Annotated in this window: 12 protein-coding genes; 11 read left to right on the top strand and 1 reads right to left on the bottom strand. The window is 57.5% G+C overall.

Features of this window, described 5'->3' with window-relative positions; all coding sequences use genetic code 11:
• Positions 1–202: 202 nt before the first annotated feature.
• The gene (locus ACI77H_RS05755) at positions 203–514 is read left to right on the top strand and encodes a DUF485 domain-containing protein (RefSeq protein ID WP_017337238.1); all 312 of its coding nucleotides are present in this window, start codon (positions 203–205) and stop codon (positions 512–514) included.
• Positions 511–2,169 carry a cation acetate symporter gene (locus ACI77H_RS05750; protein WP_407010865.1) on the top strand — a complete coding sequence of 553 codons (1,659 nt, stop codon included), beginning with the start codon at positions 511–513 and terminating at the stop codon, positions 2,167–2,169. Before ACI77H_RS05755 ends, ACI77H_RS05750 begins: the two co-directional genes overlap by 4 nt.
• Positions 2,170–2,495: 326 nt before the next feature.
• Here the strand turns inward: ACI77H_RS05750 and gltA are convergent, their stop codons facing one another.
• Positions 2,496–3,785 (bottom strand): citrate synthase, encoded by a 1,290-nt coding sequence (gene gltA, locus ACI77H_RS05745; RefSeq protein ID WP_010456856.1) that lies wholly within the window; start codon positions 3,783–3,785, stop codon positions 2,496–2,498.
• A gap of 363 nt (positions 3,786–4,148) precedes the next feature.
• Between gltA and sdhC the strand changes: the two genes are divergently transcribed.
• From sdhC to sucD, 9 genes are all read left to right on the top strand, one after another.
• Positions 4,149–4,523 (top strand): succinate dehydrogenase, cytochrome b556 subunit, encoded by a 375-nt coding sequence (gene sdhC, locus ACI77H_RS05740; protein WP_017337242.1) that lies wholly within the window; start codon positions 4,149–4,151, stop codon positions 4,521–4,523.
• Positions 4,517–4,885 carry a succinate dehydrogenase, hydrophobic membrane anchor protein gene (gene sdhD, locus ACI77H_RS05735; RefSeq protein WP_017337243.1) on the top strand — a complete coding sequence of 123 codons (369 nt, stop codon included), beginning with the start codon at positions 4,517–4,519 and terminating at the stop codon, positions 4,883–4,885. The genes sdhC and sdhD overlap by 7 nt, the downstream gene beginning before the upstream one ends.
• A 3-nt stretch (positions 4,886–4,888) precedes the next feature.
• Positions 4,889–6,664, top strand: a complete 1,776-nt coding sequence (gene sdhA / locus ACI77H_RS05730) for a succinate dehydrogenase flavoprotein subunit (RefSeq protein ID WP_407010862.1) — start codon at positions 4,889–4,891, stop codon at positions 6,662–6,664.
• A gap of 11 nt (positions 6,665–6,675) precedes the next feature.
• Positions 6,676–7,380, top strand: coding sequence for a succinate dehydrogenase iron-sulfur subunit (locus ACI77H_RS05725; RefSeq protein ID WP_407010860.1), 705 nt, complete (start codon positions 6,676–6,678; stop codon positions 7,378–7,380).
• A gap of 261 nt (positions 7,381–7,641) precedes the next feature.
• On the top strand, positions 7,642–10,473 hold the full coding sequence (locus tag ACI77H_RS05720) for a 2-oxoglutarate dehydrogenase E1 component (protein ID WP_407010858.1): 2,832 nt from the start codon (positions 7,642–7,644) through the stop codon (positions 10,471–10,473).
• Between the two features lie 42 nt (positions 10,474–10,515).
• Positions 10,516–11,736 (top strand): 2-oxoglutarate dehydrogenase complex dihydrolipoyllysine-residue succinyltransferase, encoded by a 1,221-nt coding sequence (odhB, locus tag ACI77H_RS05715; protein ID WP_033056077.1) that lies wholly within the window; start codon positions 10,516–10,518, stop codon positions 11,734–11,736.
• A 110-nt stretch (positions 11,737–11,846) separates the two neighbouring features.
• Entirely contained in the window at positions 11,847–13,283 is a 1,437-nt protein-coding gene (gene lpdA, locus ACI77H_RS05710; RefSeq protein ID WP_407010856.1) for a dihydrolipoyl dehydrogenase, read from the top strand.
• A gap of 196 nt (positions 13,284–13,479) precedes the next feature.
• On the top strand, positions 13,480–14,646 hold the full coding sequence (gene sucC, locus ACI77H_RS05705) for an ADP-forming succinate--CoA ligase subunit beta (RefSeq protein WP_007898980.1): 1,167 nt from the start codon (positions 13,480–13,482) through the stop codon (positions 14,644–14,646).
• Positions 14,646–15,527, top strand: coding sequence for a succinate--CoA ligase subunit alpha (sucD, locus tag ACI77H_RS05700; RefSeq protein WP_003210566.1), 882 nt, complete (start codon positions 14,646–14,648; stop codon positions 15,525–15,527). The genes sucC and sucD overlap by 1 nt, the downstream gene beginning before the upstream one ends.
• Positions 15,528–15,651 lie beyond the last annotated feature (124 nt).

Below are 15,651 nucleotides of genomic sequence, written 5' to 3'. Positions count from 1 at the left end.
TTTGAGCTGACGTTTCTGGTCGGCACTTCTCAAAGCCCCTTGGCATAAAAGCCAAGGGGCTTTTTGCTTTTCTGTAGGAGCCACACCGAACATTGGCAAATCTGTCATGTCGTTCTAATACTAAGGTCGTCTGGAACCTGCCCCGCAGCCGCATAGAGTGGATAGGGTTCCAACAATAATCTGTGCTGCGAGGATAAAAACAATGAACGACAGCATTTACCTCTCGATTCAAAACAGCCCGCGCTTCAAGGAGCTGGTTAGTAAGCGAGAAAGGTTCGCCTGGATTCTTTCGGCGATCATGCTTGGGCTTTACTCCGGATTCATCCTTTTGATTGCTTACGGGCCGCATATTCTGGGGGCGAAAATCAGCCCCGAGTCTTCGATTACCTGGGGGATACCGATTGGTGTCGGGCTGATTCTCTCGGCCTTTATCCTGACTGCAATCTATGTGCGACGCGCCAATGGCGAATTCGACGACCTGAACAATGCGATTCTCAAGGAGGCTCAGCAATGATCCGGCGTCTAATGGCTCTATTGAGCATCGCAGCCTTTGCACCTGGCGCCTGGGCGGCTGAAGCCCTGACTGGCGAAGTGCACAAACAACCCCTCAACGTTTCCGCGATCCTGATGTTCGTGGCGTTCGTCGGTTTAACCCTGTGCATCACTTACTGGGCTTCCAAGCGTAACAACTCGGCGGCCGACTACTATGCGGCGGGCGGCAAGATCACCGGCTTCCAGAACGGTCTGGCGATTGCCGGTGACTACATGTCCGCGGCGTCCTTCCTGGGTATTTCCGCGCTGGTGTTCACCTCCGGCTACGACGGCCTGATCTACTCGATCGGCTTCCTGGTGGGCTGGCCGATCATTCTGTTCCTGATCGCCGAGCGCCTGCGTAACCTGGGCAAGTACACTTTTGCCGACGTGGCGTCCTATCGCCTCGGGCAAACCCAGATCCGCACACTGTCCGCTTGCGGTTCGCTGGTGGTGGTGGCGTTCTACCTGATCGCGCAAATGGTCGGTGCCGGCAAGCTGATCCAGTTGCTGTTCGGTCTCGACTACTACGTTGCGGTGATTCTGGTCGGTATCCTGATGTGCCTGTACGTGCTGTTCGGCGGCATGCTGGCGACCACCTGGGTGCAGATCATCAAGGCGGTGCTGTTGCTGTCCGGTGCCTCGTTCATGGCGCTGATGGTGATGAAGCACGTCAACTTCGACTTCAACATGCTGTTTTCCGAAGCGATCAAGGTTCACCCTAAAGGTGAAGCGATCATGAGCCCTGGCGGCCTGGTGAAAGATCCGGTTTCGGCATTCTCCCTTGGCCTGGCGCTGATGTTCGGTACCGCTGGCCTGCCGCACATTCTGATGCGCTTCTTCACCGTAAGTGACGCGAAAGAAGCTCGCAAGAGCGTGCTGTACGCAACAGGCTTCATTGGCTACTTCTACATCCTGACCTTCATCATCGGTTTCGGCGCGATCTTGCTGGTCAGTACCAACCCTGCCTTTAAAGATGCGGCTGGCGCGCTGTTGGGCGGCAACAACATGGCGGCGGTGCACCTGGCTAACGCGGTGGGTGGCAGTATTTTCCTGGGCTTCATCTCTGCGGTGGCGTTCGCGACCATTCTGGCGGTTGTGGCGGGTTTGACCCTGGCCGGCGCTACGGCGGTGTCTCACGACCTTTACGCCAGCGTGATCAAGAAGGGCAAGGCCAACGACAAGGATGAAATCCGCGTCTCGAAAATCACCACCGTTTGTCTGGGTGTGTTGGCGATCGGCCTGGGCATTCTGTTCGAAAGCCAGAACATTGCGTTCATGGTGGGCCTGGCGTTCTCCATCGCGGCGAGCTGTAACTTCCCGGTGCTGCTGCTTTCCATGTACTGGAAGAAGCTGACCACGCGTGGTGCGATGATTGGCGGCTGGTTGGGGCTAATCAGTGCCGTTGGTTTGATGGTGCTTGGGCCAACCATTTGGGTGCAGATCCTGCATCACGAGAAGGCTATCTTCCCGTATGAGTACCCGGCGCTGTTCTCCATGGGCATTGCGTTTATCGGGATCTGGTTCTTCTCGATCACTGACAAGTCGACGGCTGGCGCTAACGAGCGGGCGCTGTTCTTCCCGCAGTTTGTTCGTTCGCAGACCGGGTTGGGGGCGAGCGGGGCGGTTTCGCACTAAGGCTTCGAGATTGTCCGTGTAAGTGGTGTTAAACAAAAATGCCCCGGTCGAGAGATTGGGGCATTTTTTATTGGGCGGTTATCGGACTCTTCGGGGAGGTGGTCTGGTTGTACGCGCTTTCCGGTAGGAGCCGGCTTGCTGGCGAAGGTCGTTAACGATAACGCCTGAACTCTGGGTAAGCGCGGTGCATTTGAACCCATCGTCAGCAAGCCGGCTCCTAAAGGCTTTGGGGGAGCCCGAATCGTTCGCGGCACAAACAAAAACGGCCTCTATATAAATAGAGGCCGTTCCCGATAAAACGTTAAGACGTTATCGCAAGACAGGTCTTATTTGCGGTCTTCCAGCTTGGTGATGTCACGCGACTCGTAGCCGGTGTACAACTGGCGCGGACGGCCAATCTTGTACGGGCTGGAGAGCATTTCTTTCCAGTGGGAGATCCAGCCGACAGTCCGCGCCAAAGCGAAGATCACGGTGAACATGCTGGTTGGAATGCCGATCGCCTTGAGGATGATCCCCGAGTAGAAGTCGACGTTCGGGTACAGCGAGCGTTCGATGAAGTACGGGTCGGTCAGGGCGATCTCTTCCAGGCGCATGGCCAGTTCGAGTTGCTTGTCGTGCTTGATCCCCAGTTCCTTCAGTACTTCGTCGCAGGTCTGCTTCATCACGGTGGCGCGTGGGTCGCGGTTTTTGTAAACCCGGTGACCGAAGCCCATCAACTTGAACGGATCGTTCTTGTCCTTGGCCTTGGCGATGTACTTGTCGATGTTCGACACATCGCCAATTTCATCCAGCATGGTCAGAACGGCTTCGTTCGCGCCGCCGTGGGCAGGGCCCCACAGTGCAGCGATGCCGGCGGCGATACAGGCGAACGGGTTGGCACCCGACGAGCCGGCCAGGCGTACGGTGGAAGTCGATGCGTTCTGTTCGTGGTCGGCATGGAGGATGAAGATCCGGTCCATGGCCTTGGCGAGCACCGGGCTGATCGGTTTGATCTCGCACGGGGTGTTGAACATCATGTGCAGGAAGTTTTCCGCGTACGTCAGGTCGTTGCGCGGGTACATCATGGGTTGACCCATGGAGTACTTGTAAACCATCGCTGCCAGGGTCGGCATCTTGGCAACCAGGCGGATCGCGGAAATTTCGCGATGCTGCGGGTTATTGATGTCCAGGGAGTCGTGGTAGAAGGCCGAGAGGGCGCCGACTACGCCGCACATGACGGCCATTGGGTGGGCGTCGCGACGGAAGCCGTTGAAGAACGTCTTCAACTGCTCGTGAACCATGGTGTGGTTCTTCACGGTGCTGACGAACTGGGCCTTTTGTTCTGCAGTCGGCAATTCGCCGTTGAGCAGCAGATAGCAGGTTTCCAGGTAGTCCGACTTTTCAGCCAGCTGTTCGATCGGGTAGCCGCGGTGCAGCAGAATGCCGTTGTCGCCGTCGATATAGGTGATCTTCGACTCGCACGAGGCGGTCGACATGAAACCAGGGTCAAAGGTGAAACGGCCCGTGGCCGTCAGGCCCCGAACATCGATAACATCGGGACCAACGGTGCCGGTTAAAATGGGCAGCTCGACGGGGGCTGCGCCCTCGATGATCAACTGCGCTTTTTTGTCAGCCATGTGGCCTCCTATTTATGCTTGAAATCATCAGACAGACCCCCCACGCAGGGCCCGCACCACTATAGTGAGATAAATTCGAATGTCAATTTGCCTAAAGTCTTGCTCCAGAAGGCTTTAACCGGACTTTTTCCTCGAAATTGACTGCCATTTACGCCTTTTATGCAACTTGTGCAATGCGCTATTAGGGGAAGGTGAACGCGTTGTCATTAGTAGCCTAACTGTCTATACTCGGCCTCCGACCGCCAGGGGCTTTTGGGCCTGCTTTATTGGGGGTCGCACTCCCTGGGTGGTGGGTACCTGACCAGTGCACTCCCCAACAACTTTGCCCTGATTGTTAGGGGCTCTTCAGTGTGAAAAAAAGCCGTGAATAGCCAACGACCTGTAAACCTAGACCTAAGGACCATCAAACTCCCAGTCACTGCTTACACGTCCATTCTTCACCGAATCTCCGGTGTCATCCTCTTTGTCAGCCTGGCCATCATGCTTTATGCATTGGACAAGTCGCTCGACTCGGAAGAAGGCTTCGGTCAGGTGAAAGCGTGTCTGACCAGTCCGCTAGCCAAGCTAGTGATTTGGGGCATCCTGTCCGCCTTGCTGTATCACCTGGTTGCCGGTGTGCGCCATTTGATCATGGACATGGGCATCGGTGAGACGCTTGAAGGCGGCAAGCTGGGCTCGAAAATCGTTATCGCCGTTTCCGTGGTGGTAATCGTTCTGGCAGGAGTTTGGATATGGTAACTAACGTCACGAACCTGTCGCGTTCGGGCCTCTATGACTGGATGGCACAACGTGTGTCTGCGGTCGTTCTCGCGGCTTACTTCATTTTCCTGATCGGATACGTCGTTGCCCATCCTGGCATCGGCTACGCCCAATGGCATGAACTGTTCGCAAACAACTGGATGCGTATTTTCAGTCTCCTGGCCCTCGTTGCCCTCGGCGCTCACGCCTGGGTCGGCATGTGGACCATCGCGACCGACTACCTGACGCCAATGGCGTTCGGCAAGTCCGCGACTGCAATACGTTTCCTCTTCCAGGCAGTATGCGGCGTTGCGATGTTCGCCTACTTCGTCTGGGGTGTGCAGATTCTTTGGGGTATCTGATTCATGTCTACTACAGTTAATACGCTTTCGTTCGACGCCATTATTATTGGCGGCGGCGGTGCTGGCATGCGCGCTGCGCTGCAACTGGCACAAGGTGGTCACAAGACTGCCGTGGTAACCAAGGTTTTCCCGACTCGCTCGCACACCGTATCCGCCCAGGGTGGCATCACCTGCGCCATCGCCTCGGCAGATCCGAACGATGACTGGCGCTGGCACATGTACGATACCGTCAAGGGTTCCGACTATATCGGTGACCAGGACGCTATTGAATACATGTGTTCCGTAGGCCCGGAAGCGGTTTTCGAGCTCGAGCACATGGGCTTGCCGTTCTCCCGTACCGAGCAGGGTCGCATTTATCAGCGTCCGTTCGGCGGTCAGTCGAAAGACTTCGGTAAAGGTGGCCAGGCTGCCCGTACCTGCGCTGCTGCCGACCGTACCGGTCACGCACTGCTGCACACCCTGTACCAGGCCAACCTGAAGGCCGGCACCGTATTCCTCAACGAATACTACGGCGTCGACCTGGTGAAGAACGAAGACGGTGCCTTTGTAGGCATGATCGTTATCTGCATCGAAACCGGTGAAACCTCCTACGTTCGCGCTAACGCCACCGTACTGGCGACTGGCGGTGCAGGCCGTATCTACTCGTCCACCACCAATGCCCTGATCAACACCGGTGACGGCGTCGGCATGGCTCTGCGTGCTGGCGTGCCGGTACAAGACATTGAAATGTGGCAGTTCCACCCGACCGGCATCGCTGGCGCCGGTGTACTGGTGACTGAAGGCTGCCGCGGTGAAGGCGGTTACCTGATCAACAAGCATGGCGAGCGTTTCATGGAGCGTTATGCTCCGAACGCCAAAGACTTGGCTGGTCGTGACGTGGTTGCTCGTTCGATGGTTAAAGAAATCATCGCCGGCAACGGTTGCGGTCCGGATGGCGACCACGTAATGCTGAAACTCGATCACCTCGGTGAAGAAGTTCTGCACAGCCGTCTGCCAGGCATCATGGAACTGTCCAAGACCTTCGCCCACGTCGATCCAGCCGTGGCGCCGATCCCGGTCGTTCCAACCTGCCACTATATGATGGGCGGCGTGCCGACCAACATTCATGGCCAGGCAATCACCCAGGACGCTGAAGGCGTTGACCAGATCATCCCGGGCCTGTTCGCTGTAGGCGAAGTGGCTTGCGTATCGGTTCACGGTGCCAACCGTCTGGGCGGCAACTCGCTGCTCGACCTGGTGGTATTCGGTCGTGCCGCTGGCCTGTTCCTGGAGCAGACCCTGAAAGAAGGCGTTGATTACGCCCGTCCACGCCAGTCCGACATCGACGCTGCCCTGGCACGTCTCGATGGCCTGAACTCGCGTACCGAAGGCGAAGACGTCGCCACCCTGCGTAAAGAACTGCAAAGCTGCATGCAGAACTACTTCGGTGTATTCCGTACCGGCGAATACATGCAGAAGGGTATTGCCCAGCTGGCTGATCTGCGTAGCCGTATCGCCAACGTCAAGATCAATGACAAGAGCCAGGCGTTCAACACCGCCCGTATCGAAGCCCTGGAGCTGCAGAACCTGCTGGAAGTGGCCGAAGCTACCGCCATCGCCGCAGAGATCCGTAAAGAGTCCCGCGGTGCGCACGCCCGTGAAGACTTCGAAGAGCGCGATGACGTTAACTGGCTGTGCCACACCCTGTATTTCCCGGGTGAGAAGCGCGTCGCCAAGCGTGCCGTGAACTTCTCGCCAAAAACAGTCCCAACCTTTGAACCAATGATTCGGACTTATTAAGGGTGGCCGCCATGTTGCAAGTCAGTGTTTATCGCTACAACCCTGATCAGGACGCCGCGCCGTTCATGCAGGAATTCCAGGTCAATACCAACGGTAAAGACTTGATGGTGCTGGACGTGCTGGCCCTGATCAAAGAGCAGGACGAAGGTTTCTCCTATCGTCGCTCTTGCCGTGAAGGCGTTTGCGGTTCCGACGGCATGAACATCAACGGCAAAAACGGTCTGGCGTGCGTTACGCCGCTGTCTTCCGTCGTAAAAGGTAACAAGTTGATCGTTCGTCCGCTGCCAGGTTTGCCGGTTATCCGTGACCTGGTCGTCGATATGAGCATCTTCTACAAGCAATACGAGAAGGTTAAGCCATACCTGCAGAACGACACGCCGGCTCCGGCCATCGAACGTCTGCAGACCCCGGAAGAGCGTGAAAAGCTCGACGGTCTGTACGAGTGCATCCTGTGCGCTTGCTGCTCGACCTCTTGCCCGTCCTTCTGGTGGAACCCGGACAAGTTCCTGGGTCCAGCTGCTCTGCTGCAAGCGTATCGCTTCCTGGCAGACAGTCGCGACACCAAGACTGCCGAGCGTCTGGCTTCGCTGGATGACCCGTTCAGCGTATTCCGCTGCCGCGGGATCATGAACTGCGTCAACGTCTGTCCGAAAGGCCTGAACCCGACTAAGGCCATCGGTCACGTACGTAACATGCTGCTGCAAAGCGGCGTGTGATTCAGCTGCTGTAAATGTAGGACCGCTGTACCGAGTATGCTACGGCGCAGGCTTCAACCGGCGCCGTAGTTTTAACCTGAGCAGCAGCCCATAAAGCTGCCGCTCTTATTTTGAAGAAATGAGACAAGCAGGGGCATCCGGGCTGGTACCCGGACTATCAGCGTGATCCTAAGTGGCTTGTTTTGGTCGCTGCATTCGGACTTCTGCAAGTTTGCTCTGTGTCGACGCCGGTGGTGTTCCCCTAACCGAGGGTGACCAAGCATGCAAGAAAGCGTGATGCAGCGCATGTGGAACAGCGCCTACCTATCCGGTAGTAACGCTGCCTATGTGGAAGAGCTCTACGAGCTCTACCTGCACGACCCTAACGCTGTGCCAGAAGAGTGGCGCACCTACTTCCAGAAGTTGCCTGCTGACGGCAACACTGCCACCGATGTTTCGCACTCGACAATTCGCGATCATTTCGTCTTGCTGGCAAAGAACCAGCGCCGCGCACAACCGGTTTCCGCCGGCAGCGTGAGCAGTGAGCACGAGAAGAAGCAAGTTGAAGTGCTGCGATTGATCCAGGCCTACCGTATGCGTGGCCACCAGGCAGCCCAGCTTGACCCGCTGGGGCTGTGGCAGCGTCCTGCACCTGCAGACCTGTCGATCAATCACTACGGCTTGACCAATGCCGATCTTGATACGACCTTCCGTGCCGGCGACCTGTTCATCGGCAAAGAGGAGGCGAGCCTACGCGAAATTCACGAAGCGTTGCAGCAGACATATTGCCGCACCATCGGCGCTGAATTTACGCATATCACCGATTCCGAGCAGCGCCAGTGGTTCCAGCAGCGTCTGGAAAGCGTGCGTGGTCGTCCGACGTACTCCGCCGACATCAAGAGCCACCTGCTCGAGCGCGTCACTGCCGGTGAAGGCCTGGAAAAATACCTGGGCACCAAATACCCGGGCACAAAACGTTTCGGTCTGGAAGGCGGCGAAAGCCTGATTCCGATGCTCGACGAGCTGATCCAGCGTTCCGGCTCCTACGGCACCAAGGAAATCGTTATCGGCATGGCCCACCGTGGCCGTCTGAACGTACTGGTCAACACCTTCGGCAAGAACCCGCGCGAGCTGTTCGACGAGTTCGAAGGCAAGAAGAAGGTCGAGCTGGGTTCCGGTGACGTTAAATACCACCAGGGCTTCTCGTCCAACGTGATGACCACCGGCGGTGAAGTTCACCTGGCCATGGCGTTCAACCCGTCCCACCTGGAAATCGTATCGCCAGTGGTTGAGGGTTCGGTTCGCGCCCGTCAGGATCGTCGCAACGACCCTACCGGCGAGAAGGTTCTGCCGATTTCCATCCACGGTGACGCGGCATTCGCCGGTCAGGGCGTGGTGATGGAAACCTTCCAGATGTCGCAGACCCGCGGTTTCAAAACCGGCGGCACCGTGCACATCGTGATCAACAACCAGGTCGGTTTCACCATCAGCAACCCGCTGGACTCGCGTTCCACCGAGTACGCGACCGACGTTGCGAAAATGATTCAGGCGCCGATCCTCCATGTGAATGGTGATGATCCGGAAGCCGTGTTGTTCGTGACCCAGCTGGCCATCGACTACCGCATGCAGTTCAAGCGTGACGTGGTGATCGACCTGGTCTGCTACCGTCGTCGCGGCCACAACGAAGCTGACGAGCCTAGCGGCACCCAGCCTCTGATGTACCAGCAGATCGCCAAGCAGCGCACCACTCGTGAGCTGTACGCCGAACGCCTGACCCAGGCCGGTGTGTTGGATGATGCGCGCGTACAGGCCAAGATCGACGAATACCGCAACGCGCTGGACAACGGTCTGCATGTTGTGAAAAGCCTGGTCAAAGAGCCGAACAAAGAGTTGTTCGTGGATTGGCGTCCGTACCTGGGCCACGCCTGGACTGCACGTCACGACACGCGTTTCGACCTGAAAACCTTGCAGGAACTGTCTGCCAAGCTGCTGGAAATTCCAGAAGGCTTCGTGGTTCAGCGCCAGGTCTCGAAAATCTACGAAGACCGTCAGAAAATGCAAGTCGGCGGCCTGCCGATCAACTGGGGTTACGCCGAAACCATGGCGTACGCGACCCTGGCGTTCGAAGGTCACCCGATCCGCATGACTGGCCAGGACATCGGCCGCGGAACGTTCTCGCACCGCCACGCGGTGTTGCACAACCAGAAAGACACCGGCAGCTACATTCCGCTGCAGAACCTGTACAAAGGCCAGCCACGTTTCGATTTGTACGATTCGTTCCTGTCCGAAGAAGCCGTACTGGCGTTCGAATACGGTTACTCGACCACCACGCCTGAGGCGCTGGTGATCTGGGAAGCCCAGTTCGGCGACTTCGCCAACGGCGCTCAGGTGGTGATCGACCAGTTCATCACCAGTGGCGAGCACAAGTGGGGCCGTCTCTGCGGTCTGACCATGCTGCTGCCGCACGGTTATGAAGGTCAGGGGCCGGAGCACTCGTCGGCACGTCTGGAGCGTTACCTGCAGCTGTGCGCCGAGCACAACATCCAGGTGGCCGTACCGACTACGCCGGCTCAGATCTACCACTTGCTGCGTCGTCAGGTGATTCGCCCGCTGCGCAAGCCATTGATCGTTCTGACTCCGAAGTCGCTGCTGCGTCACAAGCTGGCCATCTCGACTCTGGAAGATCTGGCCGAAGGTTCGTTCCAGACCGTTATCCCGGAAATCGATGCTCAAGACCCGAAAAAGGTCGAGCGCATTGTTCTGTGTAGCGGCAAGGTCTACTACGACCTGCTGGAAAAACGCCGTGCCGAAGGCCGTGATGACATCGCCATCGTGCGTATCGAGCAGCTGTACCCATTCCCTGAGGACGACTTGAACGAAGTCCTGGCTCCTTACACCAACCTCAAACATATCGTTTGGTGTCAGGAAGAGCCGATGAACCAGGGTGCCTGGTACTGCAGCCAACACCACATGCGCCGCATCGTTGGCAATCACAACAAGTCGCTCGTACTCGAGTACGCCGGCCGTGATGCTTCTGCTGCACCTGCTTGTGGTTATGCATCGATGCACGCTGAGCAGCAGGAAAAACTGTTGCAAGACGCCTTTACTGTTTAACGCCTTCGCGCACCTGAAACCGAATTTAAGGACTCACAGATAATGGCTATCGAAATCAAAGCCCCCACTTTCCCGGAATCGGTTGCCGACGGCACCGTTGCCACCTGGCACAAACAACCGGGCGACGCTGTAAAGCGTGACGACCTGATCGTCGACATCGAAACCGACAAAGTTGTGCTGGAAGTGTTGGCCACTGCTGACGGCGTGCTGGGCGCTATCGTCAAGAACGAAGGCGACACCGTTCTGTCCGACGAAGTCTTGGGCTCCATCGAAGCGGGCGGCGCTGCTGCCGCTCCAGCCGCTGCCGCTGCTCCGGCCGCTGCACAGGCTGCTGCTCCAGCCGCCGAAGGCGAAGACGATCCTGTTGCTGCACCGGCTGCTCGCAAGCTGGCTGAAGAAAACGGCATCAACATCGCGTCCGTTGCCGGCACCGGCAAAGGCGGTCGTGTGACCAAGGAAGACGTTGTAGCCGCTGTTGCTGCCAAGAAAGCCGCACCGGCTGCCGCGCCTGCCAAGGCTGCTGCTCCTGCCGCCGCTGCTCCGGTGTTCGCCGCTGGCGATCGCATCGAGAAGCGCGTACCGATGACCCGCGTTCGCGCTACCGTGGCCAAGCGCCTGGTAGAAGCTCAGTCGAACATGGCGATGCTGACCACGTTCAACGAAGTCGACATGACCGAAGTCATGGCCCTGCGTTCGAAGTACAAGGACCTGTTCGAGAAGTCCCACAACGGCGTACGCCTGGGCTTCATGTCGTTCTTCGTGAAAGCCGCCACCGAAGCGCTGAAGCGCTTCCCGGCTGTCAACGCGTCGATCGACGGTGCCGACATCGTTTACCACGGCTACGCCGACGTCGGTGTTGCTGTGTCCAGCGACCGCGGCCTGGTTGTACCGGTTCTGCGTAACGCCGAACTGATGAGCCTGGCTGAAATCGAAGGCGGCATCGCCACCTTCGGCAAGAAGGCCCGCGACGGCAAACTGTCGATGGACGAAATGACCGGCGGTACGTTCACCATCACCAACGGTGGTACCTTCGGTTCGATGATGTCCACCCCGATCGTCAACCCGCCGCAAGCGGCCATCCTGGGCATGCACAACATTTTGCAGCGTCCTATGGCGATCAACGGTCAGGTCGTTATCCGTCCGATGATGTACCTGGCACTGTCCTACGATCACCGTCTGATCGATGGCAAAGAAGCTGTGACCTTCCTGGTTACCATCAAGAACCTGCTGGAAGACCCGGCTCGTTTGCTGCTGGATATCTGATTTCGTTGCACGGGTCGCCGCTTGACGGGCGGCCCATCTGTAATGACCAGCTTCGTCCCACGACGGTCCCCAAAAGGGACCGTCCGGTTTGATTCGAGAAGGAATGACACATGACTCAGAAATTCGACGTGGTAGTGATTGGCGCGGGCCCTGGCGGCTACGTGGCTGCCATTAAAGCAGCGCAACTGGGCCTCACCACTGCCTGCATCGAGAAATACACCGACAAGGAAGGCAAACTGGCCCTCGGCGGTACTTGCCTGAACGTCGGCTGCATTCCATCCAAGGCACTGCTGGACAGCTCCTGGAAATACAAGGAAGCCAAAGAAGGCTTCGCGATCCACGGTATCAATCACGCTGGCGTAACCATGGACGTGGCGGCAATGGTTGGCCGTAAAGCCAACATCGTCAAAGGCCTGACCTCTGGCGTTGCCACCCTGTTCAAGGCGAACGGCGTCACTTCCCTGCAAGGCCACGGCAAATTGCTGGCCGGCAAGAAAGTTGAACTGACCAAGCCAGACGGCAGCGTTGAAATCATCGAAGCCGAGAACGTGATTCTGGCTTCGGGCTCGCGTCCGATCGACATTCCACCGGCTCCGGTTGACCAGAACGTGATCGTCGATTCGACTGGCGCACTGGAATTCCAGTCGGTTCCAAAACGTCTGGGCGTTATCGGCGCTGGCGTAATCGGTCTGGAACTGGGTTCGGTATGGTCGCGCCTGGGCGCTGAAGTCGTTGTTCTGGAAGCGCTGGAGAAGTTCCTGCCTGCCGCTGACGACGCGGTTTCCAAAGAAGCCTACAAAACCCTGACCAAACAAGGTCTGGACATCAAGCTGGGCGCTCGCGTCACCGGTTCCAAAGTGAACGGCGACGAAGTCGTTGTGAACTACACCGATGCCAACGGCGAACAGAGCATCACCTTCGACAAACTGATCGTTGCCGTTGGTCGCCGTCCAGTGACCACCGAGCTGTTGGCTGCCGACAGCGGTGTGACCATCGACGAGCGCGGTTTCGTATTCGTTGACGACCAGTGCGCCACCAGCGTACCGGGCGTTTTCGCAATCGGTGACGTGGTTCGCGGCATGATGCTGGCGCACAAGGCGTCCGAAGAAGGCATCATGGTCGTTGAGCGCATCAAGGGCCACAAAGCGCAAATCAACTATGACCTGATCCCTTCGGTTATTTATACTCACCCGGAAATCGCGTGGGTTGGCAAAACCGAGCAGACCTTGAAGGCTGAAGGCGTTGAAGTTAACGTCGGCACCTTCCCGTTCGCAGCCAGTGGCCGTGCCATGGCAGCCAACGACACCGGCGGTTTCGTGAAAGTCATTGCCGATGCCAAGACTGACCGCGTATTGGGCGTCCACGTGATTGGCCCGAGCGCTGCAGAACTGGTCCAGCAGGGCGCGATCGGCATGGAATTCGGCACCAGCGCTGAAGACCTGGGCATGATGGTTTTCTCCCATCCGACCCTGTCTGAAGCCTTGCACGAAGCAGCTCTGGCAGTGAATGGCGGCGCCATTCACATTGCCAACCGCAAGAAGCGTTAAGACAATAAGAAACCACGGCGGTATGGCCCGTCGTGAGCCTTGCGTGCAAGACTCACCGCGGAATATCCGCTGGACGCAGTCTTGCGTAGCTGCACCGGTTGTCCGGAAAGGCTACGCAAGCAGCAGTCACAGGTGGTGCGGCACTTGAACGAGTGCAGCACCGAATGCGCAGTACCTAACGAAGACGGTAATAAGCATGAATCTTCACGAGTATCAGGGTAAGCAGCTGTTCGCTGAGTACGGCCTGCCAGTTTCCACCGGTTATGCGGTAGACACCCCGGAAGCAGCAGCAGAAGCTTGCGACAAAATCGGCGGCACCGAGTGGGTTGTCAAAGCTCAGGTCCACGCTGGTGGTCGCGGTAAAGCGGGCGGCGTAAAGCTGGTTCGCAGCAAAGAAGACGCCAAAGCCTTCGCACAGCAGTGGCTGGGCAAGCGTCTGGTGACTTACCAGACTGACGCCAATGGTCAGCCAGTCACCAAGATCCTGGTTGAATCGTGCACTGATATCGCTAAAGAGCTGTACCTGGGCGCTGTCGTTGACCGTTCGAGCCGTCGCATCGTGTTCATGGCTTCCACCGAAGGTGGCGTGGACATCGAGAAAATCGCTCACGATACCCCTGAGAAAATCCTCAAGGCCACTATCGATCCACTGGTTGGCGCTCAGCCATTCCAGGGTCGCGAACTGGCATTCCAGTTGGGTCTGGAAGGCAAGCAAGTTGCTCAGTTTGCCAAGATCTTCGTAGGTCTGGCCAAGCTGTTCAAGGATCACGACCTGGCTCTGCTGGAAGTGAACCCGCTGGTGATCAAGGCTGACGGCGATCTGCATTGCCTCGATGCCAAGATCAACATCGACGCCAACGCCATGTACCGTCAGCCTAAGCTGAAGACTTTCCACGATCCGTCGCAAGACGATCCGCGCGAAGCGCACGCTGCCAAGTTCGAACTGAACTACGTAGCATTGGAAGGCAACATCGGTTGCATGGTCAACGGTGCTGGCCTGGCCATGGGTACCATGGACATCGTCAACCTGCATGGCGGTAAACCAGCCAACTTCCTCGACGTGGGCGGCGGTGCTACCAAAGAACGCGTTACCGAAGCATTCAAGATCATCCTGTCCGACACTAACGTCGCTGCAGTACTGGTCAACATCTTCGGTGGCATCGTTCGTTGCGACATGATTGCCGAAGGCATCATCGGCGCAGTGAAAGAAGTCGGCGTGAAAATCCCGGTTGTTGTTCGCCTTGAAGGCAACAACGCTGAGCTGGGCGCTAAAGTACTGGCAGAAAGCGGTTTGAACATCATCGCTGCTACCAGCCTGACCGACGCTGCTCAACAAGTCGTTAAAGCTGCGGAGGGCAAATAATGAGCGTCCTGATCAATAAAGACACCAAAGTTATCTGCCAGGGTATTACCGGTTCGCAAGGTAGTTTCCACACCCAGCAAGCCATCGAGTACGGCACCAAGATGGTTGGTGGCGTAACTCCAGGCAAAGGCGGCACCGAGCACCTGGGTCTGCCAGTGTTCAACACCGTGAAAGATGCTGTAGCTGCCACTGGCGCCACCGCCAGCGTGATCTACGTTCCAGCTCCTTTCTGCAAAGACTCCATCCTGGAAGCAGCATTCGGCGGCATCAAGCTGATCGTTTGCATCACTGAAGGCATTCCTACCCTGGATATGCTGGATGCCAAGGTCAAGTGCGACGAACTGGGCGTAGTCCTGATCGGTCCTAACTGCCCAGGCGTGATCACTCCAGGCGAATGCAAGATCGGCATCATGCCAGGTCACATTCACTTGCCAGGCAAGGTCGGTATCGTTTCCCGTTCCGGCACCCTGACCTACGAAGCTGTTAAGCAGACGACTGACGCCGGTTTCGGTCAGTCGACCTGCGTCGGCATCGGCGGTGACCCGATCCCGGGTTCGAACTTCATCGACATCCTGAAGCTGTTCCAGGAAGACCCGAAGACCGAAGCGATCGTTATGATCGGCGAGATCGGCGGTTCGGCTGAAGAAGAAGCGGCTGCCTACATCAAGGCACACGTGACCAAGCCGGTTGTTTCCTACATCGCTGGTGTGACTGCCCCTGCGGGCAAGCGCATGGGCCATGCTGGCGCAATCATCTCTGGCGGCAAAGGCACTGCAGACGAGAAGTTTGCTGCCCTGGAAGACGCAGGCGTTAAAACCGTGCGTTCGCTGGCAGACATCGGCAAGGCTTTGTCCGAGCTGACCGGTTGGGCTGTCAAGTAAGCCTCGCGCTTAGCTGACGCTTCACCAAACAAAGGCCGCCTTCGGGTGGCCTTTGTCGTTTCTGACTCTGTAGGAGCCGGCTTGCCGGCGATTCAGGCGACTCGGTGCATAAGGCTCGGTGCCT

The organism is Pseudomonas sp. O230, assembly GCF_045447035.1.
In the GTDB taxonomy this organism is placed as follows: Bacteria; Pseudomonadota; Gammaproteobacteria; order Pseudomonadales; family Pseudomonadaceae; genus Aquipseudomonas.
This window is presented reverse-complemented; position numbering and strand designations above follow the sequence as displayed.